General features: G+C 63.5%; 21 protein-coding genes. 16 read left to right on the top strand and 5 right to left on the bottom strand.

Translation table 11 applies throughout. The annotated features are described in order from the left end of the window. Positions 1–50 precede the first annotated feature (50 nt). Positions 51–1,076 (top strand): histone deacetylase family protein, encoded by a 1,026-nt coding sequence (locus JQ609_RS28245; RefSeq protein ID WP_212276122.1) that lies wholly within the window; start codon positions 51–53, stop codon positions 1,074–1,076. Here JQ609_RS28245 and JQ609_RS28240 read toward each other — a convergent pair. Then, positions 1,073–4,537, bottom strand: a complete 3,465-nt coding sequence (locus JQ609_RS28240; protein WP_212276121.1) for an indolepyruvate ferredoxin oxidoreductase family protein — start codon at positions 4,535–4,537, stop codon at positions 1,073–1,075. The genes JQ609_RS28245 and JQ609_RS28240 overlap by 4 nt on opposite strands. A 158-nt stretch (positions 4,538–4,695) precedes the next feature. Here JQ609_RS28240 and JQ609_RS28235 point away from each other — a divergent pair, with 158 nt between their 5' ends. Together JQ609_RS28235 and JQ609_RS28230 are read left to right on the top strand one after the other, a co-directional pair. After that, entirely contained in the window at positions 4,696–5,151 is a 456-nt protein-coding gene (locus JQ609_RS28235; protein ID WP_212276120.1) for an Lrp/AsnC family transcriptional regulator, read from the top strand. Between the two features lie 84 nt (positions 5,152–5,235). Then, positions 5,236–5,523, top strand: coding sequence for a hypothetical protein (locus tag JQ609_RS28230; RefSeq protein WP_212205675.1), 288 nt, complete (start codon positions 5,236–5,238; stop codon positions 5,521–5,523). 92 nt (positions 5,524–5,615) lie between these two features. Here the strand turns inward: JQ609_RS28230 and JQ609_RS28225 are convergent, their stop codons facing one another. The 3 genes from JQ609_RS28225 to JQ609_RS28215 form a co-directional block, all read right to left on the bottom strand. Continuing rightward, positions 5,616–6,122 (bottom strand): tetratricopeptide repeat protein, encoded by a 507-nt coding sequence (locus JQ609_RS28225; protein WP_312014640.1) that lies wholly within the window; start codon positions 6,120–6,122, stop codon positions 5,616–5,618. A 119-nt stretch (positions 6,123–6,241) separates the two neighbouring features. Then, positions 6,242–7,093, bottom strand: a complete 852-nt coding sequence (locus JQ609_RS28220; protein WP_409411202.1) for an Mrp/NBP35 family ATP-binding protein — start codon at positions 7,091–7,093, stop codon at positions 6,242–6,244. A gap of 10 nt (positions 7,094–7,103) precedes the next feature. Next, positions 7,104–9,137, bottom strand: coding sequence for a 4Fe-4S binding protein (locus JQ609_RS28215; RefSeq protein ID WP_249128511.1), 2,034 nt, complete (start codon positions 9,135–9,137; stop codon positions 7,104–7,106). A gap of 135 nt (positions 9,138–9,272) precedes the next feature. On the opposite strand from JQ609_RS28215, the gene JQ609_RS28210 reads away from it, so the two are divergent. The 13 genes from JQ609_RS28210 (at position 9,273) to JQ609_RS28150 (ending at position 20,744) form a co-directional block, all read left to right on the top strand. Next, positions 9,273–10,028 carry a biotin/lipoate--protein ligase family protein gene (locus JQ609_RS28210; RefSeq protein WP_212205681.1) on the top strand — a complete coding sequence of 252 codons (756 nt, stop codon included), beginning with the start codon at positions 9,273–9,275 and terminating at the stop codon, positions 10,026–10,028. A gap of 7 nt (positions 10,029–10,035) precedes the next feature. Beyond that, positions 10,036–10,611 (top strand): DUF6505 family protein, encoded by a 576-nt coding sequence (locus JQ609_RS28205; protein ID WP_212276118.1) that lies wholly within the window; start codon positions 10,036–10,038, stop codon positions 10,609–10,611. Next, positions 10,608–11,630, top strand: a complete 1,023-nt coding sequence (locus JQ609_RS28200) for a DUF6352 family protein (RefSeq protein WP_212276117.1) — start codon at positions 10,608–10,610, stop codon at positions 11,628–11,630. The genes JQ609_RS28205 and JQ609_RS28200 overlap by 4 nt, the downstream gene beginning before the upstream one ends. A 25-nt stretch (positions 11,631–11,655) precedes the next feature. After that, positions 11,656–12,186 (top strand): DUF3305 domain-containing protein, encoded by a 531-nt coding sequence (locus tag JQ609_RS28195; protein ID WP_409410481.1) that lies wholly within the window; start codon positions 11,656–11,658, stop codon positions 12,184–12,186. After that, positions 12,183–12,878 (top strand): DUF3306 domain-containing protein, encoded by a 696-nt coding sequence (locus tag JQ609_RS28190; RefSeq protein WP_212276116.1) that lies wholly within the window; start codon positions 12,183–12,185, stop codon positions 12,876–12,878. The genes JQ609_RS28195 and JQ609_RS28190 overlap by 4 nt, the downstream gene beginning before the upstream one ends. A gap of 153 nt (positions 12,879–13,031) precedes the next feature. Next, on the top strand, positions 13,032–13,844 hold the full coding sequence (locus JQ609_RS28185; RefSeq protein WP_212276115.1) for a Cro/CI family transcriptional regulator: 813 nt from the start codon (positions 13,032–13,034) through the stop codon (positions 13,842–13,844). A 41-nt stretch (positions 13,845–13,885) separates the two neighbouring features. Further along, entirely contained in the window at positions 13,886–14,110 is a 225-nt protein-coding gene (locus JQ609_RS28180) for a hypothetical protein (RefSeq protein ID WP_212205698.1), read from the top strand. 13 nt (positions 14,111–14,123) lie between these two features. Next, the gene (locus tag JQ609_RS28175) at positions 14,124–17,090 is read left to right on the top strand and encodes a formate dehydrogenase subunit alpha (protein ID WP_212205700.1); all 2,967 of its coding nucleotides are present in this window, start codon (positions 14,124–14,126) and stop codon (positions 17,088–17,090) included. A gap of 14 nt (positions 17,091–17,104) precedes the next feature. Further along, entirely contained in the window at positions 17,105–17,701 is a 597-nt protein-coding gene (gene fdh3B / locus JQ609_RS28170; protein WP_212205702.1) for a formate dehydrogenase FDH3 subunit beta, read from the top strand. Positions 17,702–17,766: 65 nt separating this feature from the next. Beyond that, positions 17,767–18,777 (top strand): formate dehydrogenase subunit gamma, encoded by a 1,011-nt coding sequence (locus JQ609_RS28165; RefSeq protein WP_212276114.1) that lies wholly within the window; start codon positions 17,767–17,769, stop codon positions 18,775–18,777. A gap of 34 nt (positions 18,778–18,811) precedes the next feature. Beyond that, the gene (locus tag JQ609_RS28160) at positions 18,812–18,967 is read left to right on the top strand and encodes a hypothetical protein (protein ID WP_212276113.1); all 156 of its coding nucleotides are present in this window, start codon (positions 18,812–18,814) and stop codon (positions 18,965–18,967) included. Positions 18,968–18,982: 15 nt separating this feature from the next. Next, positions 18,983–19,378: a gamma-butyrobetaine hydroxylase-like domain-containing protein gene (locus tag JQ609_RS28155; protein ID WP_249128508.1), complete on the top strand. Its 396-nt coding sequence runs from the start codon at positions 18,983–18,985 to the stop codon at positions 19,376–19,378. Between the two features lie 52 nt (positions 19,379–19,430). After that, on the top strand, positions 19,431–20,744 hold the full coding sequence (locus JQ609_RS28150) for a c-type cytochrome (RefSeq protein ID WP_212276111.1): 1,314 nt from the start codon (positions 19,431–19,433) through the stop codon (positions 20,742–20,744). A 64-nt stretch (positions 20,745–20,808) separates the two neighbouring features. On the opposite strand, the gene JQ609_RS28145 is transcribed toward JQ609_RS28150, so the two are convergent. Next, positions 20,809–21,726 (bottom strand): LysR family transcriptional regulator, encoded by a 918-nt coding sequence (locus JQ609_RS28145; protein WP_212276142.1) that lies wholly within the window; start codon positions 21,724–21,726, stop codon positions 20,809–20,811. Between the last annotated feature and the right edge of the window lie 50 nt (positions 21,727–21,776).

The raw sequence follows: 21,776 nt of genomic DNA, 5'->3' as shown, positions 1-21,776 counted from the left end.
CGCACGCTGGTGCGCGCCAGATTTCATTGACAGGAAACAGGAGTATCCGCGTGAAGGCCGTCTACACTGAACTGCACCGCAGCCACGATCCGCAATTCTTTCTGGTGCGCGGCGTCGTCCAGCGCACCACCGAACAGCCCGAACGCGCCGACCGGCTGCTCGCGGGATTGAAGGCCGGCAAGCACGAACTGGTTGCGCCCACACTATTCGGGCAGGGCCCGCGCGCACGGATTCACAGTCCGGAATATCTCGGCTTTCTCGCCGAAGCCTGGGAGGCCTGGTCCGCGCTTGGCAATGCCGGTCCGGAAATGATCGCCAACATCCATCCGGTGCGTCATGCCGCGACCTATCCGACCCATATCGTCGGCCGGCTCGGCTGGCATACCGCCGATACTGCAGCTCCGATCGGTCCGGGTACCTTTGCTGCGGCTTGCGCGGCTACGGATGTGGCAACGACGGCGGCTCAGCTCGTTATGGACGGTGAAGACGCGACCTACGCGCTGTGCCGTCCGCCCGGTCATCACGCCTACCGCGATATGGCCGGCGGATTCTGCTTCTTCAACAACAGCGCGATTGCGGCTGCGCATTTGCGGCAGCGGCATGAGCGTGTTGTCATCCTTGATGTCGATGTTCACCACGGCAACGGCACGCAGGGCATTTTCTACGAACAGTCAGACGTGTTTACGGTTTCGATCCATGCCGATCCCACGTCCTATTATCCGTTCGTGTGGGGTTACGCGCACGAGCGCGGTGCGGGTCCCGGCCTTGGCACCAACCTCAATATTCCCTTGCCGATCGGCACCGGCGATGACGGCTACATCGCGTCGCTTGGCGTTGCAAAGAAAGCCATCGATGCCTTCGCACCGGGTGCTTTGGTGGTCGCACTCGGTCTCGATGCGTCGGAGCACGATCCGCTGGCGGGTCTTGCCGTGACGACAGCCGGATTCCGGCGCATTGGCGCCGCCATCGCGCGGCTCGGGCTTCCGACCGTGTTCGTTCAGGAAGGCGGATACCTCTCCGACATTCTCGGTGCCAACCTGACCTCCGTTCTCGCTGGCTTCGAAGAAGCCCGCTAGGCCGCGCGACGTTCAGGTGACGACGACTTCAGGAGACGGAGCAAATCCTCCGTCTCCTTTTGTACTTTCGCCACCGCTTCCAGCTTCACGGGGCCATAGCCGCGAATGTCCATCGGTGCCGCTGCGATCCTGGCCAGGCGTTCGATGGTGTCAGGTGAAATCCAGGGTGTGAGATCGGTCACGAGCCTTTCGTACCAGTCGATCAGGCCGCGCTCCATCCGGCGCTCGTGCGTATAGCCGAACACGTCCAACTTGGTACCACGCAGGAATCTGAGCCGCGCCAGAATCCGGAATGGCGTCTGTATCCATTGCCCGAACTGACGCTTGAGCGGCCGGCCGCGGGCGTCCTTGCCGGACGACAGCACCGGCGGCGCCAGATGATACGTGATCGCGAAGTCGCCTTCGAACTCCTGCCGCAGCTTTTCCTGAAACCCGGTCTCCATGTGCAGCCGCGCCACCTCGTACTCGTCCTTGTAGGCCATCAGCTTGAACAGCGACCGGGCGACGGCGGTCGTTAGCGCCTGCGAGCCGGCTACGTGGCGTTCCTCGGCGGCGCGGACCTGACCGACGAATTTGAGGTAACGATCGCCATAGGCTGCATCCTGATAGGCGGTGAGGAACTCGACACGGCGAGAGATGATTTCGTCCAGCGTCTCTTCCTTTTTGGCCTGCCCAAATAGCGACGTCACAAAATCACGATCCGCCGCGGCGAGGCGCCCGCTGGCAAAAGCCTGCTTGTTCTGTTCGATCGCAACGCCATTCAACTCGATCGCGCGCATCAGCGCCGCCGAACTCACCGGCACCAGGCCCTGCTGCCACGCCGCTCCGAGCATGATCACATTGGCAAAGACCGTGTCGCCGAACAGCGCGTCGGATAGCCGGTTCGCGTCAAGACTCCTGAAATTGTCCGATCCGACGACGCGCTCGAGGTGCCGAAGTCTCGCCGCTGCCTCCAGGCTGGCATCGCGATTGCGCACGATGTCGCCGGTCGGCATCTCGGCGGTGTTGACGATCGCCCGCATGTCAGGTCCGTAAGTGCCGGACGCCTTCGGCGATGAACTCACCACGATGTCGCATCCGATCAACGCGTTGGCGGCGCCCTGATCGATGCGGACCTGGTGGATATCTTCAGGTTTGTTTGAGAGTCGGATGAAACTCAGCACCGGACCGAATTTCTGCGCGAATCCGGTAAAATCCAGTACCGATGCGCCCTTGCCCTCCAGATGCGCCGCCATCGTGATCAACGCGCCGACGGTGATGACGCCGGTGCCGCCGACGCCGGTCACCAGCAGGTTGAACGGTTTCTCGAGCGAGGGGAGGCTTGGTTCAGGAAGCGCCTTCGTGCGCGCCATGGCGTCGATGCCGGCTTCCTGTTTCTTGCGGCGGGTCGCGCCTTCGACCGTGACAAAGCTCGGGCAAAAGCCGTTGACGCAGGAAAAGTCCTGGTTGCAGGTCGAGAGATTGATCTGGCGCTTGCGGCCGAACGGCGTCTCCTTGGGCTCGACGCTGAGACAGTTGGACTCGACGGAACAATCGCCGCAGCCCTCGCAGACGAGATCGTTGATGACGGCGAACTTTTTCAGCTCGGGCGCCTGGCCGCGCTTGCGTTTGCGCCGCCGCTCGGTGGCGCATTCCTGCTCATAGATCAGCACGGATACGCCGGCGATCTGTCGCAGTTCGCGCTGCACGGCGTCCAGCTGCGCGCGGGGATGGATGGTTACGCCGTTGGGAAAATCGCTCGCATGCAATTGTTCGGGCGCATCGGACACGATCGCAATCCGCGCCACGCCGTTGGCACGAACTTCGTGGGCGATGGAGTGAATGCTGATCGGTCCGTCGACGGGCTGGCCGCCGGTCATCGCGACCGCATCGTTGAACAGGATCTTGTAGGTGATGTTGGTCTTGGCGGCGATCGCCTGGCGGATCGCCATCGATCCGGAATGATAGTAGGTGCCTTCGCCGAGATTCTGGAACACGTGCTTGCCGCCGGTAAAGCGCGAGGAGGCGATCCAGTTGACGCCTTCGCCGCCCATCTGGATCAACGAACTCGTATCGCGATCCATCCAGCTCGCCATGAAATGACAGCCGATGCCGGCCAGCGCCTGCGATCCCGCAGGCACCTTCGTCGACGTGTTGTGCGGACAGCCCGAACAAAAATAGGGCGTGCGGGTCGCGCCTGCTATGTTGATGATGTCAGCACTTGGGCGCAGCAGGCGTTCGGCGCGCGATGCGAGGTCGAGGCCCGGAAAGATCAGGTCAAGCCGCTTGGCGACGATCGGCGCCAGCAGCCGCGGCGACAATTCGCCGACCCAGGGCACCAGCGGGTCATTGTTTTCATCGCTCTTGCCGGCCATGTGTTCGGGCTTGTGGCCGGGATAGTCGTAGAAATATTCCTTGAACTGGCTTTCGATGATGCCGCGCTTTTCCTCGATCACGAGGATCTCGCGTTTCTCCCGGACGAATTCCAGCGCGTCGTGATGTGCCAGCGGCCACACCATCCCGACCTTGTAGATGTCGATGCCAAGCCGCCGGCATTCGGATTCGGTGAGCCCCAGGAGTTGCAACGCTTCCATCAGGTCGAGATGAGCCTTGCCTGTCGTGACGATGCCGTAGGTGGCGTCGGGGATGTCGTAGATCCTGCGGTCGATCGGGTTGGCGGCGGCAAATGCCAGCACCGCGTTCTTCTTGGCTTCCAGCCGCTGCTCGATCTGCGGACCGGGAAGGTCCGGCCAGCGGTAGTGCAGGCCGCCGGCGGGCGGTTCGAATGCCGGCGGGTTGAACAGGCGGCGCGCCGGCAATTCGACCGAGGCGCAGGACTCGACCGTTTCCGAGATCGCCTTGAAGCCGACCCACATGCCGGAAAACCGGCTCAGTGCGTAACCATATTCGCCGAACGAAAGATATTCCGCCACGCTCGACGGGCTAAGCGTCGGCATGAACCAGGCCATGAAGGCGACGTCCGACTGGTGCGGCATCGACGACGATACGCAGCCATGATCATCGCCGGCGACTACCAGCACGCCGCCATGCGGCGAGGAGCCGTAGGCGTTGCCGTGCTTCAACGCATCGCCGGATCGGTCGACGCCGGGGCCCTTGCCGTACCAGAGGCCGAACACGCCATCGACTTCGCGCGCCGGGTTGGTTTCGACCTGCTGCGATCCCAGCACGGCGGTGGCAGCCAAGTCTTCGTTGACGGCGGGCAGGAATTCGATGCGCCGTTCGCTCAGGAGTTTTTTCGCGCGCCAGAGTTCCAGATCGACGCCGCCGAGCGGCGAGCCGCGATAACCGGAGACGAATCCGGCCGAGTTGATGCCGTCGGCCAAATCGCGGTCGCGCTGGTCGAGCAGGATGCGCACCAGCGCCTGCGTGCCCGTCAGCAGCACACGCCCGCTCTGGCGCGTGTATCGGTCCATCAAGGCGTAATCGTCGAGGTCTCTGCCTGTCGTCAGGGTCTGGGTCATGTCGGCCTCCCGCCGTCTCAGGTCGGTGAAAGTGTCGACCCGATCAGGCGGAAGAATTGTCCTGATTGTTCGAAATTTCCGTCTATTATGGTAGAAACTACCAGAAACGACCTGTCATTCGGTATACTTTGTCACCGCAGTCCAAAGGAGAGCCCAGCATGATTGAAGGACATGATCGACGGCTGCTGAACCATCTCCAGAAAGACGGCCGCCGCAGCAACCAGGATCTCGCCGACGACGTCGGCATGTCGCCGTCGGCGTGCTGGCGCCGGGTGCGGGCGCTCGAAGAGTCCGGCGTCATCACCGGCTATGCGGCGCTGGTCGACCGCGAGCGGGCCGGCTTCCTGACTTCAGCCATTCTGCATGTGTCGCTCGATCGCCACGACACGAACTTCGTCACCCAGTTCGTCGCGCGCGTGAAACGGCGCCCCGAGGTGCTCGAGTGCTTTGCGACGACGGGAGATGCCGATTATCACCTGCGTGTCGTCGTCGCCGACATGGCCGCCTATAACCGGTTTCTCGACGAGTTCATGTTCAAGATTCCGGGCATCCGTCACGTCCGCACCAATGTCATCCTCAAGGAGATCAAGTGCGACGTCGCCCTGCCATTCTGAAAGGGGCTGGCGCCGGGGAACTATCGCTGTCGCTGAACGTTTGTCTTCCGAATTTCGAGAACCTTTTGGTTATGGGAGAGCAAAATGATTCGTGCTGCCGCAGCAATTCTCGTGGGATCGTTGGTCATCGGACCTGCGGCCGCGCAATCGACGACGCCGTCAAGCGAAAAGCCGGAGACCAGTTGCTCGACAACGGGCTCCGCGACCTCGGGACACGGCGACGAAAAGACGTCGAATTCAATGGCCGTTGGAAAGAGCGCGATCCTTCCCGACGCCGGCGGCGCCAATTCGGCCGCACCGACGGTGCAAAGCGGCGACAAGCCCATGGTGGTCCGAAAGGATTGCCCGCCGGATTCCAAACCGAAGGGATGAGCGCATCGACGCTTCGCGAATGCTCTTGCTGCCTTCGCTAGCGGCGAGCGCGAGGATGATGCCGGCCTACCTGTCGTAAGAAGTACGTTCGCTCAATCGCACTGCTCGTAGCCGGACGACTTGCATTTCTGCGCCTTGTCGCGCGCTTCGCTGACCTGCTGCGGAGTCAGCTCCTTGGTGAGCAAAGCGAGATCCTTCTTGGCCTCGGCATTGCCCTGCGCAGCCGCCACTTCATACCACATGTAGGCGCGGACGGTGTCGGGCGATTCCTCGCCGCTGGCCTTGTAGTAGAGGCTGCCGAGCAACGTTTGGGCCTGGGGGTTGCCTTGCTTGGCGGCGAGCCGGCTCCACTTGCGCGCTTCCTTTTCGCTCTTGGGAACGCCGAGGCCCATCCGGTGCATCACCGCGACCTTGTATTGCGCGATGGCGTTGCCTTTTTCCGCGAGCGGCCGGAACAGCTTGATTGCCGCAGCATACTGCTTTTTCGCAAACGCGGCCGTGGCTTCCTTCAAACTGTCGGCATGGGCTGCGGGTCCGTTGGCGGTGAGAGCTAACAAGAGGATCGCGGTCATCAATCCAAAATTTCTCAATAAGCGCACGATATTTCTCCCTTAAATATCTCGAAGAAAATATAGCGCTTTCGTATCTCGAAAATCTGCGCGGCACAATCGCGGCGCCGCCAGCATTCGCGCTGCGATGCGATCAAGCGCCGTTTCGTTCACTCAATGATAATGCGAGGCGGCGGCCGGCTTGCTGCGCCTGACGTGATCGTGCTCCAGACATCGCGGGCGATCGCGATGTAGTGGCGCGCATGAACGCCGTCCGGTTCGGTCGCGACCACCGGACGGCCATCGTCTGAGGTCTCTCGAATTTTGATATCGAGGGGTATCTCGCCGAGATACGGAATCCCGCGCCGTTCGGCGTCCTGCCGTGCGCCGCCATGGCCGAAGATCGGCGTGAGCTTCTGGCAGGCCGGGCAGCAGAACGCCGACATGTTTTCGATCAGACCCAGGATCGGGATGTTGACCTTCTCGAACATCGCGATGCCGCGCCGCGCGTCGATCAGCGCGATGTCCTGCGGTGTGGAGACAATGACTGCGCCCGCCAGCGGCGCCTGCTGCGCCATGGTGAGCTGCGCGTCGCCGGTGCCCGGCGGCAGGTCGATGACCAGAATATCGAGATCGCCCCACTCCACCTCGCGCAGCAATTGCGTGATCGCCGAGATCACCATCGCCCCGCGCCAGATCATGGCGAGGTCTTCCTCGACCAGAAAGCCGATCGACATCACCTTGACGCCAAACCGCTCCAGCGGCTCCAGCATGCGCGGGCCGACCTGGCGCGGCTTGCCGCGCAGCCCGAACAGTTTTGGCTGCGATGGACCATAAATGTCCGCGTCGAGAATGCCGGCTTTCAGCCCGATGGCGGCAAAACCGAGTGCGAGATTGCAGGCGGTGGTGGATTTGCCGACGCCGCCCTTGCCGGACGCGACCGCGATGACGTGCTTCACGCCGGGAATGCCTGACGCGCGCGAGGTTGCGCGTGCTGCAGGGGCTGGCTGGGTGGCGGACACGGCGGGCTCCTTACGATCCAACGGGATCGCCCTTCTTGCCATCGCGCGCGCGCAAATAGTCTTCCGTCGACATGACCGGCGGCCGTTGCGGCGCCCCGTGCGGGTCAAAACCCTCATTGACCACGGCTTCGACGCGGCAATCCGCGCACATCTTGATGACATCGATCCGCTTGGCGTTGGCGCCCTGGAACATCCAGTGCTTCTCGCCGAGTTTTGCTAGTACGCGTTCTATCGAACTTTTGGTCCCGAACGGTTTGCCGCAGGCGATGCAGTTGAAGGGTTCTTCTTCCTTCAGAACGCGCAGCGGCGCGTTCCATGCCGCAAAATCCAGCCGCGGCTCGAGCGTGATGACTTTTTCGGGGCAGGTCGCTTCGCAAAGCCCGCACTGTACGCACAGGCTTTCGGTGAAGCGCAGCATGGCGCGGTCGGGGTTGTCCGACAGCGCGCCGGTCGGGCAGGCGGTGACGCAGGCATGACAGAGCGTGCAACCTTCGACATTGAGATTGACGCCGCCGAACGGCGCGCCCGGCGCAAGCGGGACACTATCCACCGGCGCGGGTGCCGCGAGGTGAAGTTCGCGAAACGTCGTTTCGAGCACGCCGCGCTTGGCGCCGCGCGGCACGAAGGCGGCCGGCTTTGGCGTCGCAACGCCGCCTGGCGCCGCATCGAGCATCGCGCGCAGCTGGTCCGGATCGTCGGTCTCGAGGATACGCACGAGGCCCGCGCCGAAGCCGAGCGCGGCAACCACGGTGTCGGATGTTCCGGCGGTCCGGTGCAGTCCGGCAATATCATGCCTGGGTTTGCCGCGCGTCAGGATCGCGACACCGCTGCCGCCATAGGCGAACACCGCGGCGATACTCTCCGGTCCGAGCTGCGTCACTTCATTAACGCGCAGCGGCAGCACATGGGCCGGCAGGCCCTCGCCGAACCGGGCGAGGGCATCGATCAGCGCGTCGCCATGCTCGCCGTCGTGAAACAGAACGATCGCGTTGTTGCCGCCGGCCTTGCGATAGGTCTGCAGCAGCGTGCGCAATCGCCGCATCAGCGCATCTGCACTGGGCAGTGCATATGAAGCCGCACCGGTCGGGCATACCGAGGCGCAGGCGCCGCAGCCGGCGCACACATTGGCGTCGATCGCGACCGCCTTTCCGTTCGGCGTTATCGCCCCGGTCGGGCAGAGATCGAGGCAGCGCGTGCATCCGGTAATGCCGGAGCGCGAATGGGCGCACAGCGCTTCCTCGAACTGAATGAAGCGCGGCTTGTCGAAGGTGCCGACCAGGTTGCCCGCATCCGCAATCGCGCGCTCGACGGCGGCGCGGTCGCGCGGATCGGCGCGCAGATATCCCGGACGCAGGTCATGCGCGGGAAACAGCGGCGTGCCGCCGCTGAGGTCGAGGATCAAATCGCAGGTCGACGTCGCGCCATTGCGTGCCGGGCCGAATACGAGCTTGGCGCGCGAAGATGGCAGCGGCAGCGCGTAATCGTCGATCCCGAGCTCAAATGCGCCGAGATGACCGCGCGCATTGCGGATCGTGCCCTTGAGAACCGGAAACTCGTTGCTCCGGCGTGGGGTGACGTCGCCGGGCTTGCTCAGCAGCACGGTGATGTCGAGACGGTCGGCGAGGCGCTGCGCGGCATCGATGGCGACTTCGTCGCGGCCATAGATCAGCGCGACGCCGCTGCTCTCCAGCGTCACCATTGAGATCGGCGGCATTTCTTCCTGCGCGGCCGCAATCAGCGCCGCAGCTTTCGGACCGGCCGCCGCCGCATCATTCGACCAGCCGCCGGCTTCGCGGATGTTGGCAAAGGTGAGTTGTGCTTGCGGGAAATCCTCGGCGACTTCGCGGAACAGCGGCGCTTCCTGCGTGCAGGCCACCGTGATCGGGGCGCCGTCGGCAAGCGCTTGCTTGAACCGTTCGAGTTCGAGGCCGCAGAGCTGGTTGGCTTGCGTGATCTTCCCGGCGCAGCCACGGTTGATCGCCGGCACGTCGAGCGGCATGGTCTTCTCGCAACTGCAAATCAGAAGATGAGACGCCGTAGCCATCGTTAACTTCCTGAACCGGCGCACACATCGCACGGTTCGTTTTCTGGTTCCGCTCGTGTTGCGAGCCCAAGGGGGATAGCATACACCGGCGGATTGCAAAGCAATTTAGCACAGCAACGCAGAATGAGCTTTTCGATGATGTCGCGTCGCGGGGAAGTGGATCAGGCACCCGATCTGCCCCCCGGTTATACTTTGGTCGCGTTACGCGAACTCGGCGACGCTTTTGCCCATGGATGCGAAATCGCGGCCGAAGCGGGCGCCGGAACACTGGTCTGGGTGCGGCGCTACGACCTGGTCGAATTCGCCGTGGTACTCGAACCCGACGAACCCTTGAAATCGGCACGCCGGGCGTTGTTCGCCGGCATGAACGCGCTGGCGGACGCCATCGCGGCGCATTGCCCGCCCGAACGGGATGTAAGCTTCGACTGGCCCGATGCAATCCGGTTCGACGCGGGATTGCTGGGCGGCGCGCGGCTCGGCTGGCCCGCCGATTGCGCGGAAACCGACGTGCCAAACTGGCTGGTTTTCGGCGTGATCCTGCGCGCCGCCGACATGGTGCATCTCGACGAGGTGCAGGCCGCGGCCGGCGTTTCGATGCTGGGCGCAGGATTTGAGATGGTCGATGCCGACGCGATCATCGGCAGCTTCGCCCGCCATCTGATGACCGCGTTCGACCGCTGGAACGAGCGCGGTTTTGAGGCCATCGCCAGGGATTATCTGGAGCGCCTTCCGAGGCGCAAGGCCGGTGAGATCAGGGCCATCGACGTCAACGGCGATCTGCTGGTCAAGCTGCCGGCGGGCAGCGGGCCGCCCGATCGATCCAGCCTCGTGGATGCGCTGGCGCAAGCGGACTGGTATGATCCGCAATTGCGCGGTCCGAAGTTCGGATGAGGCTGACATGCTGAAGCTGCCGCGAACCATCAGGCTCGACCCATCGGATACGTTCGTATTCGAGCGTGCTGCGGAACCCGGGGAATGGGCGGTTTCCGGCGTGTTCGTGTTCTGGAACCAGGATCCGGCTGATCTCGCCCAGAAGCAGCGCGTGGCGCTGCGCTCCGGATTTCTCGGGATCGAAAGTCTGGGATGGTCGACGCTGGCGATCGTGACCGAGGCGACGGAAGCGGAGCGGCAAGCCGCAGTCGATCGGCTTGCGGCGCAATTGCTGGAGAAGTTCGGCGCGCCGGATCTGAAAGTCGCGCGCGGCGCCGCCGAAGAAGAGGTCGCGTTTGCGGCTTCGCTGTGCGATCACCCGGCGCAGACCTTGCTCGCCGTGCAACGCAGCATCGAGGATGGTGAAATCCGCGAGCGCTTTCGCACCCTCAAGGCGCGCGAAGCCGCGGGCGATGCCGACCGGTTGCACGCGCATGCCAGCGCCTTTACCTTTCATGAGATCGAAGGCGACGATGAACCTGCCGAGGAGGTCGATCTGCTGGGATTGATGGGAACTGAACAGAAAACCGGAAATCGCAAATGAGAGAATTCTGGGTAGCGTCCGGCCATCATCTGACGCGGCGCGCCGATCACGGCGGGTTGATCGCGACGCCTGAACTGATCATGGCCTATCTGGCGCGGCCCGAATTGATGCCGCCGGAGGACGCCTGCGAAGCCGAGCGGAACCTGCACGCGGGCCTGTTGGCCGATCCGCTCCGTTCGGTTTCGAAAGCCGATATCGCCGCGCTCGCCGATCCCGATGCGCGCGAGAACTGGACCTTTATGATGAATTTTCGCGACCGGCTGGTCGCGGCTCCGTCACTCGAGGCGGTCTATATCAACCTGGCCCGCAATGGCGCCGGCGACCTGCCGCCGATTTTTGTCTCGCAGCTCTGCCATCTGATCCTGCGCAACGCGCTCGAGGGCTGCGACGATCCCTACATGCTGCGCGCGGCCGAACTGTTCTATCGCAGCCAGCAGGCGGCGTTTCATGAGGGCACGCTGTTGCTTGCGGACGCCGAAATCGTCGAGGCGCAGCAACAGGCAGAACATGACCTGCATGCGTCGCCGCTCACGGCGATGCTGGCGCCGCCAAAGGCGTTCGGCGAGATGGATGTGATGGACGACGAGAACGCCTGGACATATTGGTCGCGTTCGGATGCGCATGCGATGGTCATGAACATCGGCGGCAATCCGAGGGCGCGCGCCGGGCTTTGCCGGGTGATCGAGCGATGGATCGCCCATCTGCTCGGCGTTGCCGTCAGCGTCGAGACGGTTCCTTCGATCGAAGACCGCGACTGGCGCTGGTTTGTCGGTCTCGACAGCGAAGGCACTAAAATCGGCAATGCGCTGTGGAACGGCACGTCGGTGGACGCCAATGCCGCCGAGCGCATCGTCGCGCTGATGCGCCTGACCATTGCGGATACGCGGCTGGTGGATGAACGCGTCGGCAGCAAACCGGTTTACCTCATCCTGGCGATGGGGGCGGACAAGGTCGTCCGGCTGAAGCCGCAAAATCTGGTCGCCGGGCTGCCGCTTGCGCCAAAGGCGAATGTGGCATGATCGGCTGGTGCACGGAGGATCGCGCATGGCGATGACCGCATCCCGCGAAGTGGGTGTGGTGGTGCGGCGCCGCGCCGTCGATAATCCATGGATCGATCATATGTGGTCGCCGGCGATGGTGCTCGACGAGGTGCCGGCAACCGCGCCATGGACCGTGCTGTCCACTGAACCGGATGCGACGATGTATTACGCGGGCGCCGCCAGCATCGACCTGTTCAGTTCCGACACCGCCAATTACCGCGACAATCTCGCCGACGGCGAACCGCGCATCTGGATCGCGCTGCGGCGACAGGCCGGCGGATCCGAACTCGAACTGACCAAGGTGACGGCCGATCCGACCGAAGGGGAGGCGATCTTCGAAAGCGGTTGCGACGTCATCGGCACGGTTCCGATGCCTGCGGAGATCGCGGCCTGGATCGCCGCCTTTGTCGACGAGTTTCATGTCGAGCGGGTGTTCCACAAACGCAAGCGCGATCGGGCCGGCGGCGACCGCCCGCGCGGGCCGGAGAATCGTGGTTCAAATCGCGGGCCGGACGAAGGGACAGGGCGCGCATGAGTGCTCCGGACCAGGGCGACGACAAGGGCTTTTTGGCGCGATGGTCGCAGCGCAAGCAGGAGGCCAAGGAAGAGATAAAGCAGCCCGAGCGCGAAACGCCGGTTGCCGATGCCGAAGTCGCTGCTGCTCCGGCGACCGAGGCCGAGGCGGCTCCCGAAGAGTTCGATCTCTCCAGCCTGCCATCGCTCGATGAACTGACGGCGGAAACCGATATCACCGCGTTTCTGCGCAAGGGCGTTCCCGAACATCTGCGCAATGCGGCTTTGAGAAAATCCTGGGCGCTGGATCCCGCGATCCGCAACTACGTCAATCCCGCGCTGGAATACGCCTATGACTGGAACACGCCGGGCGGCGTGCCGGGCAACAGCGAACTCGGCGCGGGCATCGATATCGCCCGGATGGTCACCCAGATCATGGGCACCGGCAAAGCGCCCGCCGAGCCGCCGCCGGCTGCCGCCGAGGTCCCGGCGGAGATTGCCAAGGAAACTGAATCTTCCGGCCAGCCAAAGCCTGATCTGCCAGATCAACCGCTGAGATTGAGCGGTCAGCCGGAGCCCGCGGAGCCGAATCATTCGAGCGCCGACGAGCCAGTCGGGCTCGAACCAGTGCAGGAACCGGTCTCCGTGGCCTCCGGTTCTGTTGCACCGCAACAGCCGGTGCGACGCCATGGCTCGGCAAAACCTGTTGTTTAGACAAAAGTTTTCGAGACATAGGCCAAGCCTATGATACAAATTTAGGACTGGAATAATTCCAGTTCTAAATTGTATGCCCGATTAAGAGGCATTCGATACGGGACACGGGACACGGGACACTGGGCGTGAGGCTGGGGAGAAGTCGGGTTCACCATGCGTGACGCCGGACTGGAACAGGCAATCAGGGCAGCGGGTGGCGTCGCGTCGTTAGCGCGAGCGATCGGCATTGCGCAGCCTTCGGTTTCATCATGGTCGCGGATTCCCGCTGAGCGGGTTCTCGCGGTCGAGGCCTTGACGCGCGTCGAGCGTTCCGTGCTTCGCCCCGATCTCTACGGATCATCCGAGGCCCAAGTGTCCGTCAACGGATTATCCAACGTGTCAGCGAAACCGGAAATCGACGAGATCGATCAGCTGCGCGCCGCGGAATACGGCTTGCTGTCGCTGCTGCTGGGCAAGGCGCCGGACGTCGGCACGCTGGCGCGGGTCGCGCAATTGAAGGGCGACGCCTCCGATCTCGGCATGGCGCATGTCGAACTCGCCGTGGCCGCGTCAGCCGTGGACGACCGCGCCGCCAGCAAGGAATTCTTCGACCTGTTCATCGGGCTCGGGCGCGGCGAACTGCTGCCCTATGCCTCCTATTACCTGACCGGCTTCCTGCACGAGCGCCCGCTGGCGCGCGTCCGCGAAGACCTGGACCTGCTCGGCATCGAGCGTGCCGGCCCCTCGCGCGAGCCGGAAGACCACATCGCGATTCTGCTTGAGGTGATGGCAGGCCTGGCGCGCGGCGACTTCGAGGCGGAGTTCTCCGAACAGGCGCGCTTCTTCGACCGGCATCTCAAGCCGTGGGCGGCGCGGATGTTCGTCGATCTGGAGATGTCCGGGACCGCCAAATTCTACCGTGCCGTCGGCCGTGTCGGCCGCGTGTTTATGGAACTGGAAGCCGAGGCCTTCACGCTGTCCGAATGACGCGCAAAGGCAATCGAACGTTCGAAGTGGAGGAGACCGCGATGAGCAAACCATCCGACAAGGCGCCGGCCGACAAGCTGCTCGATGCCAAGGGGCTCGATCGTCGCCGCTTGTTCATGATGGGCGGATCGGCAGTCGCTGCAGCGGCCGTGGTGCCGCTGGCGGGCGGCGAGGCGGTCGCGGACGAGGCGCAGGGCGAGCGCGTCAAGGCCCGCTACAAGGAAACCGATCACGTCAAGAATTTCTACCGCGTCAACCGCTATTGATGGGACCACGCACATGTTGATGAAGCGAAAAGACGGATCCGCAGGCAAGGCGCGTTTGCAGGGTGTCGCCGCCGGCCTGGCTTCGGGGGTTCTCGACCGCCGCACGTTCCTGCGCCGGTCCGGTCTGGCTGCAGGCGCCGGCGCCGCGCTCGGCTTGATGCCGCTCGGTTCGGTGCGCAAGGCAGAGGCCGGTCCAAAGATCGTGGGCAAGCCGACGGAAATCAGAAAGAACATCTGCACGCATTGTTCGGTCGGCTGCACCGTGATCGCCGAAGTGCAGAACGGCGTCTGGGTCGGCCAGGAGCCGGCCTGGGACAGCCCGATCAACCGCGGCTCGCATTGCGCCAAGGGTGCCTCAGTGCGCGAACTCGTGCACGGCGATCGCCGCCTGAAATACCCGATGAAGCTCGTCAACGGCGAGTGGCAGAAAATATCGTGGGACGTCGCCATCAACGAGATCGGCGACAAGATGATGGAAATCCGCGCCAAGTCCGGCGCCGATTCCGTCTATCTGCTCGGCTCCGCGAAATTCTCCAATGAAGGCGGCTATCTGTTCCGCAAATTCGCGGCGTTCTGGGGCACCAACTCCATCGACCATCAGGCCCGCATCTGCCATTCAACCACCGTCGCCGGCGTCGCCAATACCTGGGGCTACGGCGCGATGACCAATTCCTACAACGATATGCGCAACTCGAAGACCATCGTCTTCATGGGCTCGAACGCCGCCGAAGCCCATCCGGTGTCGCTGCAGCACATCCTGACCGGCAAGGAGATCAACCGCGCCAACGTCTTCGTGCTCGATCCGCGCTTTACCCGGACCGCAGCCCACGCCACCGAATATGTGCGCTTCCGCAGCGGCACCGACATCGCTGTCATCTGGGGCATGCTGCACCACATCTTCGCCAATGGCTGGGAAGACAAGGAATACATCAAGCAGCGCGTCTACGGCATGGACCAGATCCGCGCCGAAGTCGCCAAGTGGACGCCGGAAGAGGTCGAGCGCGTCACCGGCATTCCGGGTGAGCAGGTCAAGAAAGTCGCCGAGACCTTTGCGAAGCAAAAGCCGTCGGCCTTTGTCTGGTGCATGGGCGGCACCCAGCACACCGTCGGCACCGCCAACGTCCGGGCTTATTGCAACCTGCTGCTGGCGACCGGCAATGTCGGCACCTTCGGCGGCGGCGCCAACATCTTCCGCGGCCACTGCAACGTGCAGGGCGCCACCGATATCGGCCTCGATATCGTGACGCTGCCGCTCTATTACGGCCTGGTCGAGGGCGCCTGGAAGCACTGGGCGCGGGTCTGGGAGGTCGAATACGATTATCTGCAGGCGCGCTTCGACGAAGTGCCGGCCAAGGCGGGCCGTCCGGCCCGCACCCGCAAGCAGAACATGGAACTGCCGGGCATCCCGTGGACCCGCTGGTTCGATGCGACGCTGGCCAATCCTGATGATGTCGATCAACGCGATGCCATCAAGGGCGTGGTCATCATGGGGCATGGCGGCAATACCATCCCGCGCATGACCGAGATGGTGAAGGGCCTCGAGAAGCTCGAACTGCTTGTGGTTGCCGATCCGCATCCGACCACGTTCGCGGCGATCTCGGAGCGCAAGAACGGCACCTATCTATTGCCCGCCTGCACCCAGTTCGAAACCTCGGGCTCGCGCACCGCTTCCAACCGCTCGCTGCAATGGGGCGAGCAGATCGTCAAGCCGATCTTCGAATCCAAGGACGATTACGAGATCATCTACCTGCTTTCCAAGAAGCTCGGCTTCGCCGATCCGATGTTCAAGAACCTCAAGGTGGAGAACAACCGTCCATCGCCGGAAGAGCTGCTGCGCGAAATCAACCGCGGCGGATTCTCGACCGGCTATTCCGGCCAGTCGCCGGAGCGGCTGAAGGCGCACATGAAGAACCAGGGCAAGTTCGACCTGGTGACCCTGCGCGCCAAGGCCGACGAGCCCGAAATCGGCGGCGACTATTACGGCCTGCCGTGGCCGTGCTGGGGCACGCCGGAGATCAAGCATCCGGGAACGCATACGCTCTACAACACCAACCTACACGCCAAGGACGGCGGCGGCACGTTCCGGGCGCGGTTCGGCGTCGTCTATGAAGAGAAGCAGCCGGACGGTTCGGTGAAGAACGTCAACATGCTGTCGGAAGGCTCCTACAGCAAGGGTTCGGAACTCACCGACGGCTATCCGGAGTTTACCTACGGCGTGCTGAAGAAGCTCGGCTGGGACAAGGATCTCACCGCGGCCGAACTGGCGACGATCAACAAGATCGGCGGCAACAACCCCGACGGTGTCGGCTGGGCCGTCGACCTGTCGGGCGGCATCATCCGCGTCACGCTTGAACACGGCGTGATGGCCTATGGCAACGGCAAGGCCCGCGCGGTGGCGTGGAATCTGCCGGATCCGGTGCCGGTTCATCGCGAGCCGATCTACACCTCTCGCCCCGAACTCGTCGCCAAATACCCGACGCGCCCGGACGGCCGTCAGTTCCGGATGGCCAATCTCGGCTTTTCGGTTCAGAAGGCCGCGGTGGACAAGGGGCTTGCCAAGCAATTCCCGATCATCCTCACGTCCGGACGTCTGGTCGAATATGAAGGCGGCGGCGAGGAAACCCGGTCGAACAAATGGCTTGCCGAGTTGCAGCAGGACATGTTCGTCGAGGTCAACACATCAGATGCTGCCGAACGCGGCATCAAGGATGGCGGTTGGGTCTGGGTCTACGGCCCGGAGAACTCATCGAAGGCTCGCGTCAAGGCGCTGGTCACCGACCGCGTCGGCAAGGGCGTAGCCTTCATGCCGTTCCACTTCTCCGGCTGGTTCCAGGGTGTCGACCAGCGCAGCAAATATCCGAAGGGCGCCGATCCGATCGTGCTCGGCGAAAGCGTGAACTCGATCACGAGCTACGGTTACGATCCGGTCACCGGCATGCACGAGGGCAAGGTGACCCTGTGCCAGATTCAATCGGCGTGAGGGGAGAATAGATCATGGCTCGCGTCAAATTTCTCTGTGATGCCGACCGTTGCATTGAGTGCAACGCCTGCGTGACGGCCTGCAAGAACGAACATGAAGTGCCGTGGGGCATCAATCGCCGCCGCGTCGTCACCATCAATGACGGCAAGCCCGGCGAACGCTCGGTGTCGATGGCCTGCATGCATTGCACCGATGCGCCATGCGCCGCGGTCTGTCCGGTGTCGTGCTTCTACACCACCGCCGACGGCGTGGTGCTCCACTCCAAGGACCTGTGCATCGGCTGCGGCTATTGCTTCTACGCGTGCCCGTTCGGCGCGCCGCAATACCCGAAAGTCGGCAATTTCGGCTCGCGCGGCAAGATGGACAAGTGCACCTATTGCGCGGGCGGCCCGGAAGCGGACTCCACCCCGGCCGAATACGCCAAATACGGCACCAATCGTCTGGCCGAAGGCAAGCTGCCGATCTGCGCCGAGATGTGCTCGACCAAGTCGCTGCTCGCCGGCGACGGCGCCATCATCGCCGAAATCTACAAGGAGCGCGTGATGAAGCGCGGTTACGGTTCGGGCATGTGGGGCTGGAAAACGGCTTACGCGGATTCACCGACCGGCTGATGCCTTGGCCGTCGCGCGGCGCGCGGCGGCGCACATGTCACGAGAAACGGGAAGGTCACGGGCCTATGCCAAGCTCTCTTTCACACCTCCGGGCGCTATGCGCCGCCATCGGGTTGCTCTTTGTGTTCGCGCATCCTGCAGCCGCGCAGCTGACGTTCAAGCCGACTGCCGAAGCGGTTCAGGAAGACAAACTCCTGAACGCGCTGAAGGAGGGCGACAAGATCACCGGGCGGATATCGATCCCGGATACCATGGCCTCCAGCCTGATCCAGCCCGCGGGCCGCGACTGGCGCGATTTCCAGCGCAGCAAGCTGCCGATCATCGGCGGCGTCGCCATCCTTGGCATGATCGTGCTGCTGGCGATCTTCCTGATGGTGCGCGGCCGGATTCGCGTCGATCACGGTTTTTCCGGCACCAAGATCCTTCGTTTTGCGAGCTTCGAACGCTTTACCCATTGGCTGACGGCGAGCTGCTTCATCGTGCTGGCGCTGTCGGGCCTCAACATCAGCTTCGGGCGGGTGCTGGTCATGCCGCTGTTCGGTGCCGAGGCGTTTGCGACCATGTCGGGCTGGGCCAAGATCGCGCACGACTATCTGGCGTTTCCGTTCATGCTTGGCCTCGCGATCATGTTCCTGATCTGGATCAAGGATAACATTCCCGGGAAGCTCGACTGGCAATGGCTGAAACAGGGTGGCGGCATTCTGGCCAACGGCAAGCATCCGCCGGCCAAACGATTCAATGCCGGACAGAAAGGCATTTTCTGGATCGTGATCATCGGCGGCGTGCTGATGTCGGTGTCGGGCTGGTACCTGCTGTTCCCGTATCTTCCGGGTAATGTCACGGCGTTGCAGTTCTGGACCGTGATCCATGCTGTGGTTGCGATGCTTTTCATCGCGGCCATGCTGGCCCACATCTATATCGGTTCGGTCGGGATGGAGGGCGCGTTCGATGCGATGGGCACCGGCGAGGTCGATCTCAACTGGGCCAAGGAGCATCACGCGCTCTGGGTCGCGGAGGAGCAGGCCAAGGGCCGCGCGCCGTCGAAAGATGGCACGCACGCCGTGCCGGCCGAATGACGATGCGAGTACAGGGCAGTTCGAGGGAAACACGATGAAGAGCTTTCTGGCGGCCTTGGCGTTTGCGGTGATCGCCGCGTTCGGTGTGTCGTCCGTGCTCGACACCATTCAGCAGTCGAGTTCGGTTGCCTACACCACCAGCGGGGCGAGGGTCGGTGATCCCGGCAAGAATCTGATCGGGCCGAACTGATTTTTGGATCGGATGTTGAACGCGCCCAACGAAGCCAAGGCAGCTGCGGCGTGGCCGGTGGAAATCCGGCTGGTAAAGGACCGCCGCGCCCTTCATGTCAGCTTTGACGACGGTGCCGATTTCAACCTGTCGGCCGAACTGCTCCGGGTGACCAGTCCGTCCGCCGAGGTGCAGGGGCATTCCGAAGCGCAGCGCAAGACAGTCGGCGGCAAGCGCAACGTGACCATTCTCTCCGTCGATCCCGTCGGCAATTACGCCGTGCGGCTCGGCTTTGACGACATGCACAATACCGGCATCTACTCCTGGGCGTTCCTGCATGATCTCGGCATCAACGCCGAGCGGCGTTTTCAGGATTATCTCGACGAGCTCCAGGCCAAGGCCCTCGACCGCGACAGACCGGGCATGCGTTGATCCTCTCTCGCTGCCTTGACGGCGACACGAACGGACGAAACGATCGCCGCGAATGCTTCGTGCTCATACCATCCGCCGCCTCGTAGCGCTGTCCTGGACCGCTTTGCTGGTCCTGCCGGCGCTTGGAACCAGCGCCGCCCACGCGCAGTTGCGCGGCCATGGCGGGCCGGTGCGGGCCTTGGCGATTTCACCTGACGGTGCGAGCGCCATTTCAGGCAGCTTCGATTCAACCGCGATCCGCTGGTCGCTGACATCGAATGCGGCTGAGCAGGTGCTCCGTTTCCACGCCGACGCCGTCAATGCGGTGGCGTTGCTCCGGGATGGTCGGGCCGCGACCGCGGGCGCCGATGGCCGCATTGCGATGTGGACCGCCGGCAAAACCCGCCCCGATGCGGTGCTGGAAGGCCACACCGCGCCGATCGCAGCCGTTGCGGTTTCGCCTGACGGCGCAACATTGGCCACCGTGTCGTGGGATCAAACGGTGCGCCTGTGGCCGCTCGCGGGCGGCGCGCCGCGCGTGCTGGAAGGGCATACCCAGAACGTCAACGGCGTCGTCTTCGCGCCCGACGGCCGCACCCTGGTCAGTGTCAGCTACGATCAGAGCGTTCGCATCTGGCCGCTGGCGGGCACGTCGCCGCCATCAGTCATTACGATGCCGACCCCGCTGAATGCGGTAGCGATCGGCCGTGATGGCGAAATCGCGGTCGGAGGCGCCGACGGCAGACTGTATTTTCTGGGCAGCGACGGTGCGCGCGCCGGTGACGTTGAAGCCGGCCCGAGGCCCGTGATCTCGATGGCGATCTCGCTCGACGGCGCGTGGGTCGCAGCCGCCGGCATTGGTGGCGCGGTCGCGGTGATCGATCGCAAGACGCGCAATCTCGCGCGCACATTGGTAGGTCCGGGGCTGCCGGTCTGGTCGGTGGCGTTTCTGCCTGACAGTCGAACGCTGCTCACCGGCGGTGCTGACAACACCATCCGCCGCTGGAACGCGGTGACCGGAGAACCCGTCGATCCCTTGCTGTTTGAACACACCGCAGACCCGCTGGCCGCGTATGCCGGCGACCGCGGCGCGGATATTTTTCGTGCCTGCATAGCCTGCCACACGCTCGGCGCCGATCAGGCCAACCGGGCAGGGCCGACGCTGGCCGGTCTGTTCGGCCGGCGCATCGCGACCTTGCCGGGTTATGATTTCTCCGACGCGCTCAAGCGGCTCGATATCGTCTGGACGCCGGAGACGGTTTCGAAATTGTTCGAGATCGGGCCTGCGGCCTACACGCCGGGCACCAAGATGCCCGAGCAGCGCATCGGCTCCGAACAGGACCGTGCCGCCTTGGTGCAGTTCCTGGAGCGCGCCACGAAGCGCTAGGGAACACTCGTCACGCCTTGCCCGCCGACCGCGGCTGCAGGGCCAGGAGGCGGCGTGCGCACCACTACCGGCTACGGGTATTCCGGGTCGGAGTTTCCGCTTTCGCTGCAATCGTTTCAAGCAACCAATCCTTGAACGAGAGCATCGCAGATGATGGTTGCCGGGAATGCAGCGACGTAATCCAGTAGTTGCCGAGTGTCACTTCGGTCTTGAACGGACGTACCAGCCGCCGCTCACGGACCTCGTCCCGAAACATCTCCGCCGGCAACAACGCAACGCCGGTACCGCGCGCTGCAACGCTTGCGATCGTGATCGATGAATCGAACACCATTCCCTTGATGACGGGACTAAGCAGTCCCGCCGCGGCAAACCAGCGCGACCATTCGTCCTGTCGATAGGAACGCAGCAGCACCTCGCGTTTGAGATCGGCCGGCCGGCTCAGCCTGCGGGCCAGTGCCGGCGCGCAGAACGGAGTAAACGACGCCCCCATCAGGTGGGTCGCGTCCGTACCGTGCCAGAGGCCGTCGCCAAACCTGATGGCGTAATCGAGGCCTTCGCCCGCTATGTCGACGCGATTATTATTGGCGAATAGACGCAAGTCGATCCGCGGATACGCCTTCCTGAAAGTGTCGAGCCGCGGCAGCAGCCATCCCGACGCGAAGGTGCCGACGACGCCGATCGTGATGACGTCCTGGTAGCGACCGTCTTCAAAACGATTGACCGCTTCGTTTAGCCGCCCGAAAGCCTCGACGATGCTGGGCAGCAGTGCTTGTCCTTCGTCGGTCAGCGCGACGCCGCGCGGTAACCGGCGAAACAGCTGGGCGCCAAGCCTGTCCTCCAGCGCTTTCACCTGCTGACTGACGGCGGCCTGCGTTACGCGGAGTTCAAGGCCGGCACGGGTGAAACTCAGGTTGCGCGCCGTCGCCTCAAAGGCTCGTAACGCATTCAGCGGAAGGTGTGAAAGCTTCGTCCTGCGGCGCATTCGTTCGACCCTAGTTTTTCTAATGCCTGCATTCAAAACTGATCGTTTGT

Origin of the sequence: Bradyrhizobium sp. AUGA SZCCT0169, assembly GCF_018130085.1 — a bacterium.
Lineage (GTDB): Bacteria > Pseudomonadota > Alphaproteobacteria > Rhizobiales > Xanthobacteraceae > Bradyrhizobium.
Note: the sequence above shows the minus strand (reverse complement) of the source record. Positions and strands in the feature narration are given on the sequence as shown.

Coding starts and splice junctions, on each gene's coding strand:
- JQ609_RS28230 (WP_212205675.1), top strand. CDS start 5,236: ATGATTCGTGCTGCCGCAGCAATTCTCGTGGGATCGTTGGTCATCGGA.
- JQ609_RS28160 (WP_212276113.1), top strand. CDS start 18,812: ATGAAGAGCTTTCTGGCGGCCTTGGCGTTTGCGGTGATCGCCGCGTTC.
- JQ609_RS28215 (WP_249128511.1), bottom strand. CDS start 9,137: ATGGCTACGGCGTCTCATCTTCTGATTTGCAGTTGCGAGAAGACCATG.
- JQ609_RS28150 (WP_212276111.1), top strand. CDS start 19,431: ATGCTTCGTGCTCATACCATCCGCCGCCTCGTAGCGCTGTCCTGGACC.
- JQ609_RS28180 (WP_212205698.1), top strand. CDS start 13,886: ATGAGCAAACCATCCGACAAGGCGCCGGCCGACAAGCTGCTCGATGCC.
- JQ609_RS28200 (WP_212276117.1), top strand. CDS start 10,608: ATGAGAGAATTCTGGGTAGCGTCCGGCCATCATCTGACGCGGCGCGCC.
- JQ609_RS28195 (WP_409410481.1), top strand. CDS start 11,656: ATGGCGATGACCGCATCCCGCGAAGTGGGTGTGGTGGTGCGGCGCCGC.
- JQ609_RS28205 (WP_212276118.1), top strand. CDS start 10,036: ATGCTGAAGCTGCCGCGAACCATCAGGCTCGACCCATCGGATACGTTC.
- JQ609_RS28165 (WP_212276114.1), top strand. CDS start 17,767: ATGCCAAGCTCTCTTTCACACCTCCGGGCGCTATGCGCCGCCATCGGG.
- JQ609_RS28235 (WP_212276120.1), top strand. CDS start 4,696: ATGATTGAAGGACATGATCGACGGCTGCTGAACCATCTCCAGAAAGAC.
- JQ609_RS28175 (WP_212205700.1), top strand. CDS start 14,124: ATGTTGATGAAGCGAAAAGACGGATCCGCAGGCAAGGCGCGTTTGCAG.
- JQ609_RS28210 (WP_212205681.1), top strand. CDS start 9,273: ATGATGTCGCGTCGCGGGGAAGTGGATCAGGCACCCGATCTGCCCCCC.
- JQ609_RS28240 (WP_212276121.1), bottom strand. CDS start 4,537: ATGACCCAGACCCTGACGACAGGCAGAGACCTCGACGATTACGCCTTG.
- JQ609_RS28190 (WP_212276116.1), top strand. CDS start 12,183: ATGAGTGCTCCGGACCAGGGCGACGACAAGGGCTTTTTGGCGCGATGG.
- JQ609_RS28185 (WP_212276115.1), top strand. CDS start 13,032: ATGCGTGACGCCGGACTGGAACAGGCAATCAGGGCAGCGGGTGGCGTC.
- fdh3B (WP_212205702.1), top strand. CDS start 17,105: ATGGCTCGCGTCAAATTTCTCTGTGATGCCGACCGTTGCATTGAGTGC.
- JQ609_RS28145 (WP_212276142.1), bottom strand. CDS start 21,726: ATGCGCCGCAGGACGAAGCTTTCACACCTTCCGCTGAATGCGTTACGA.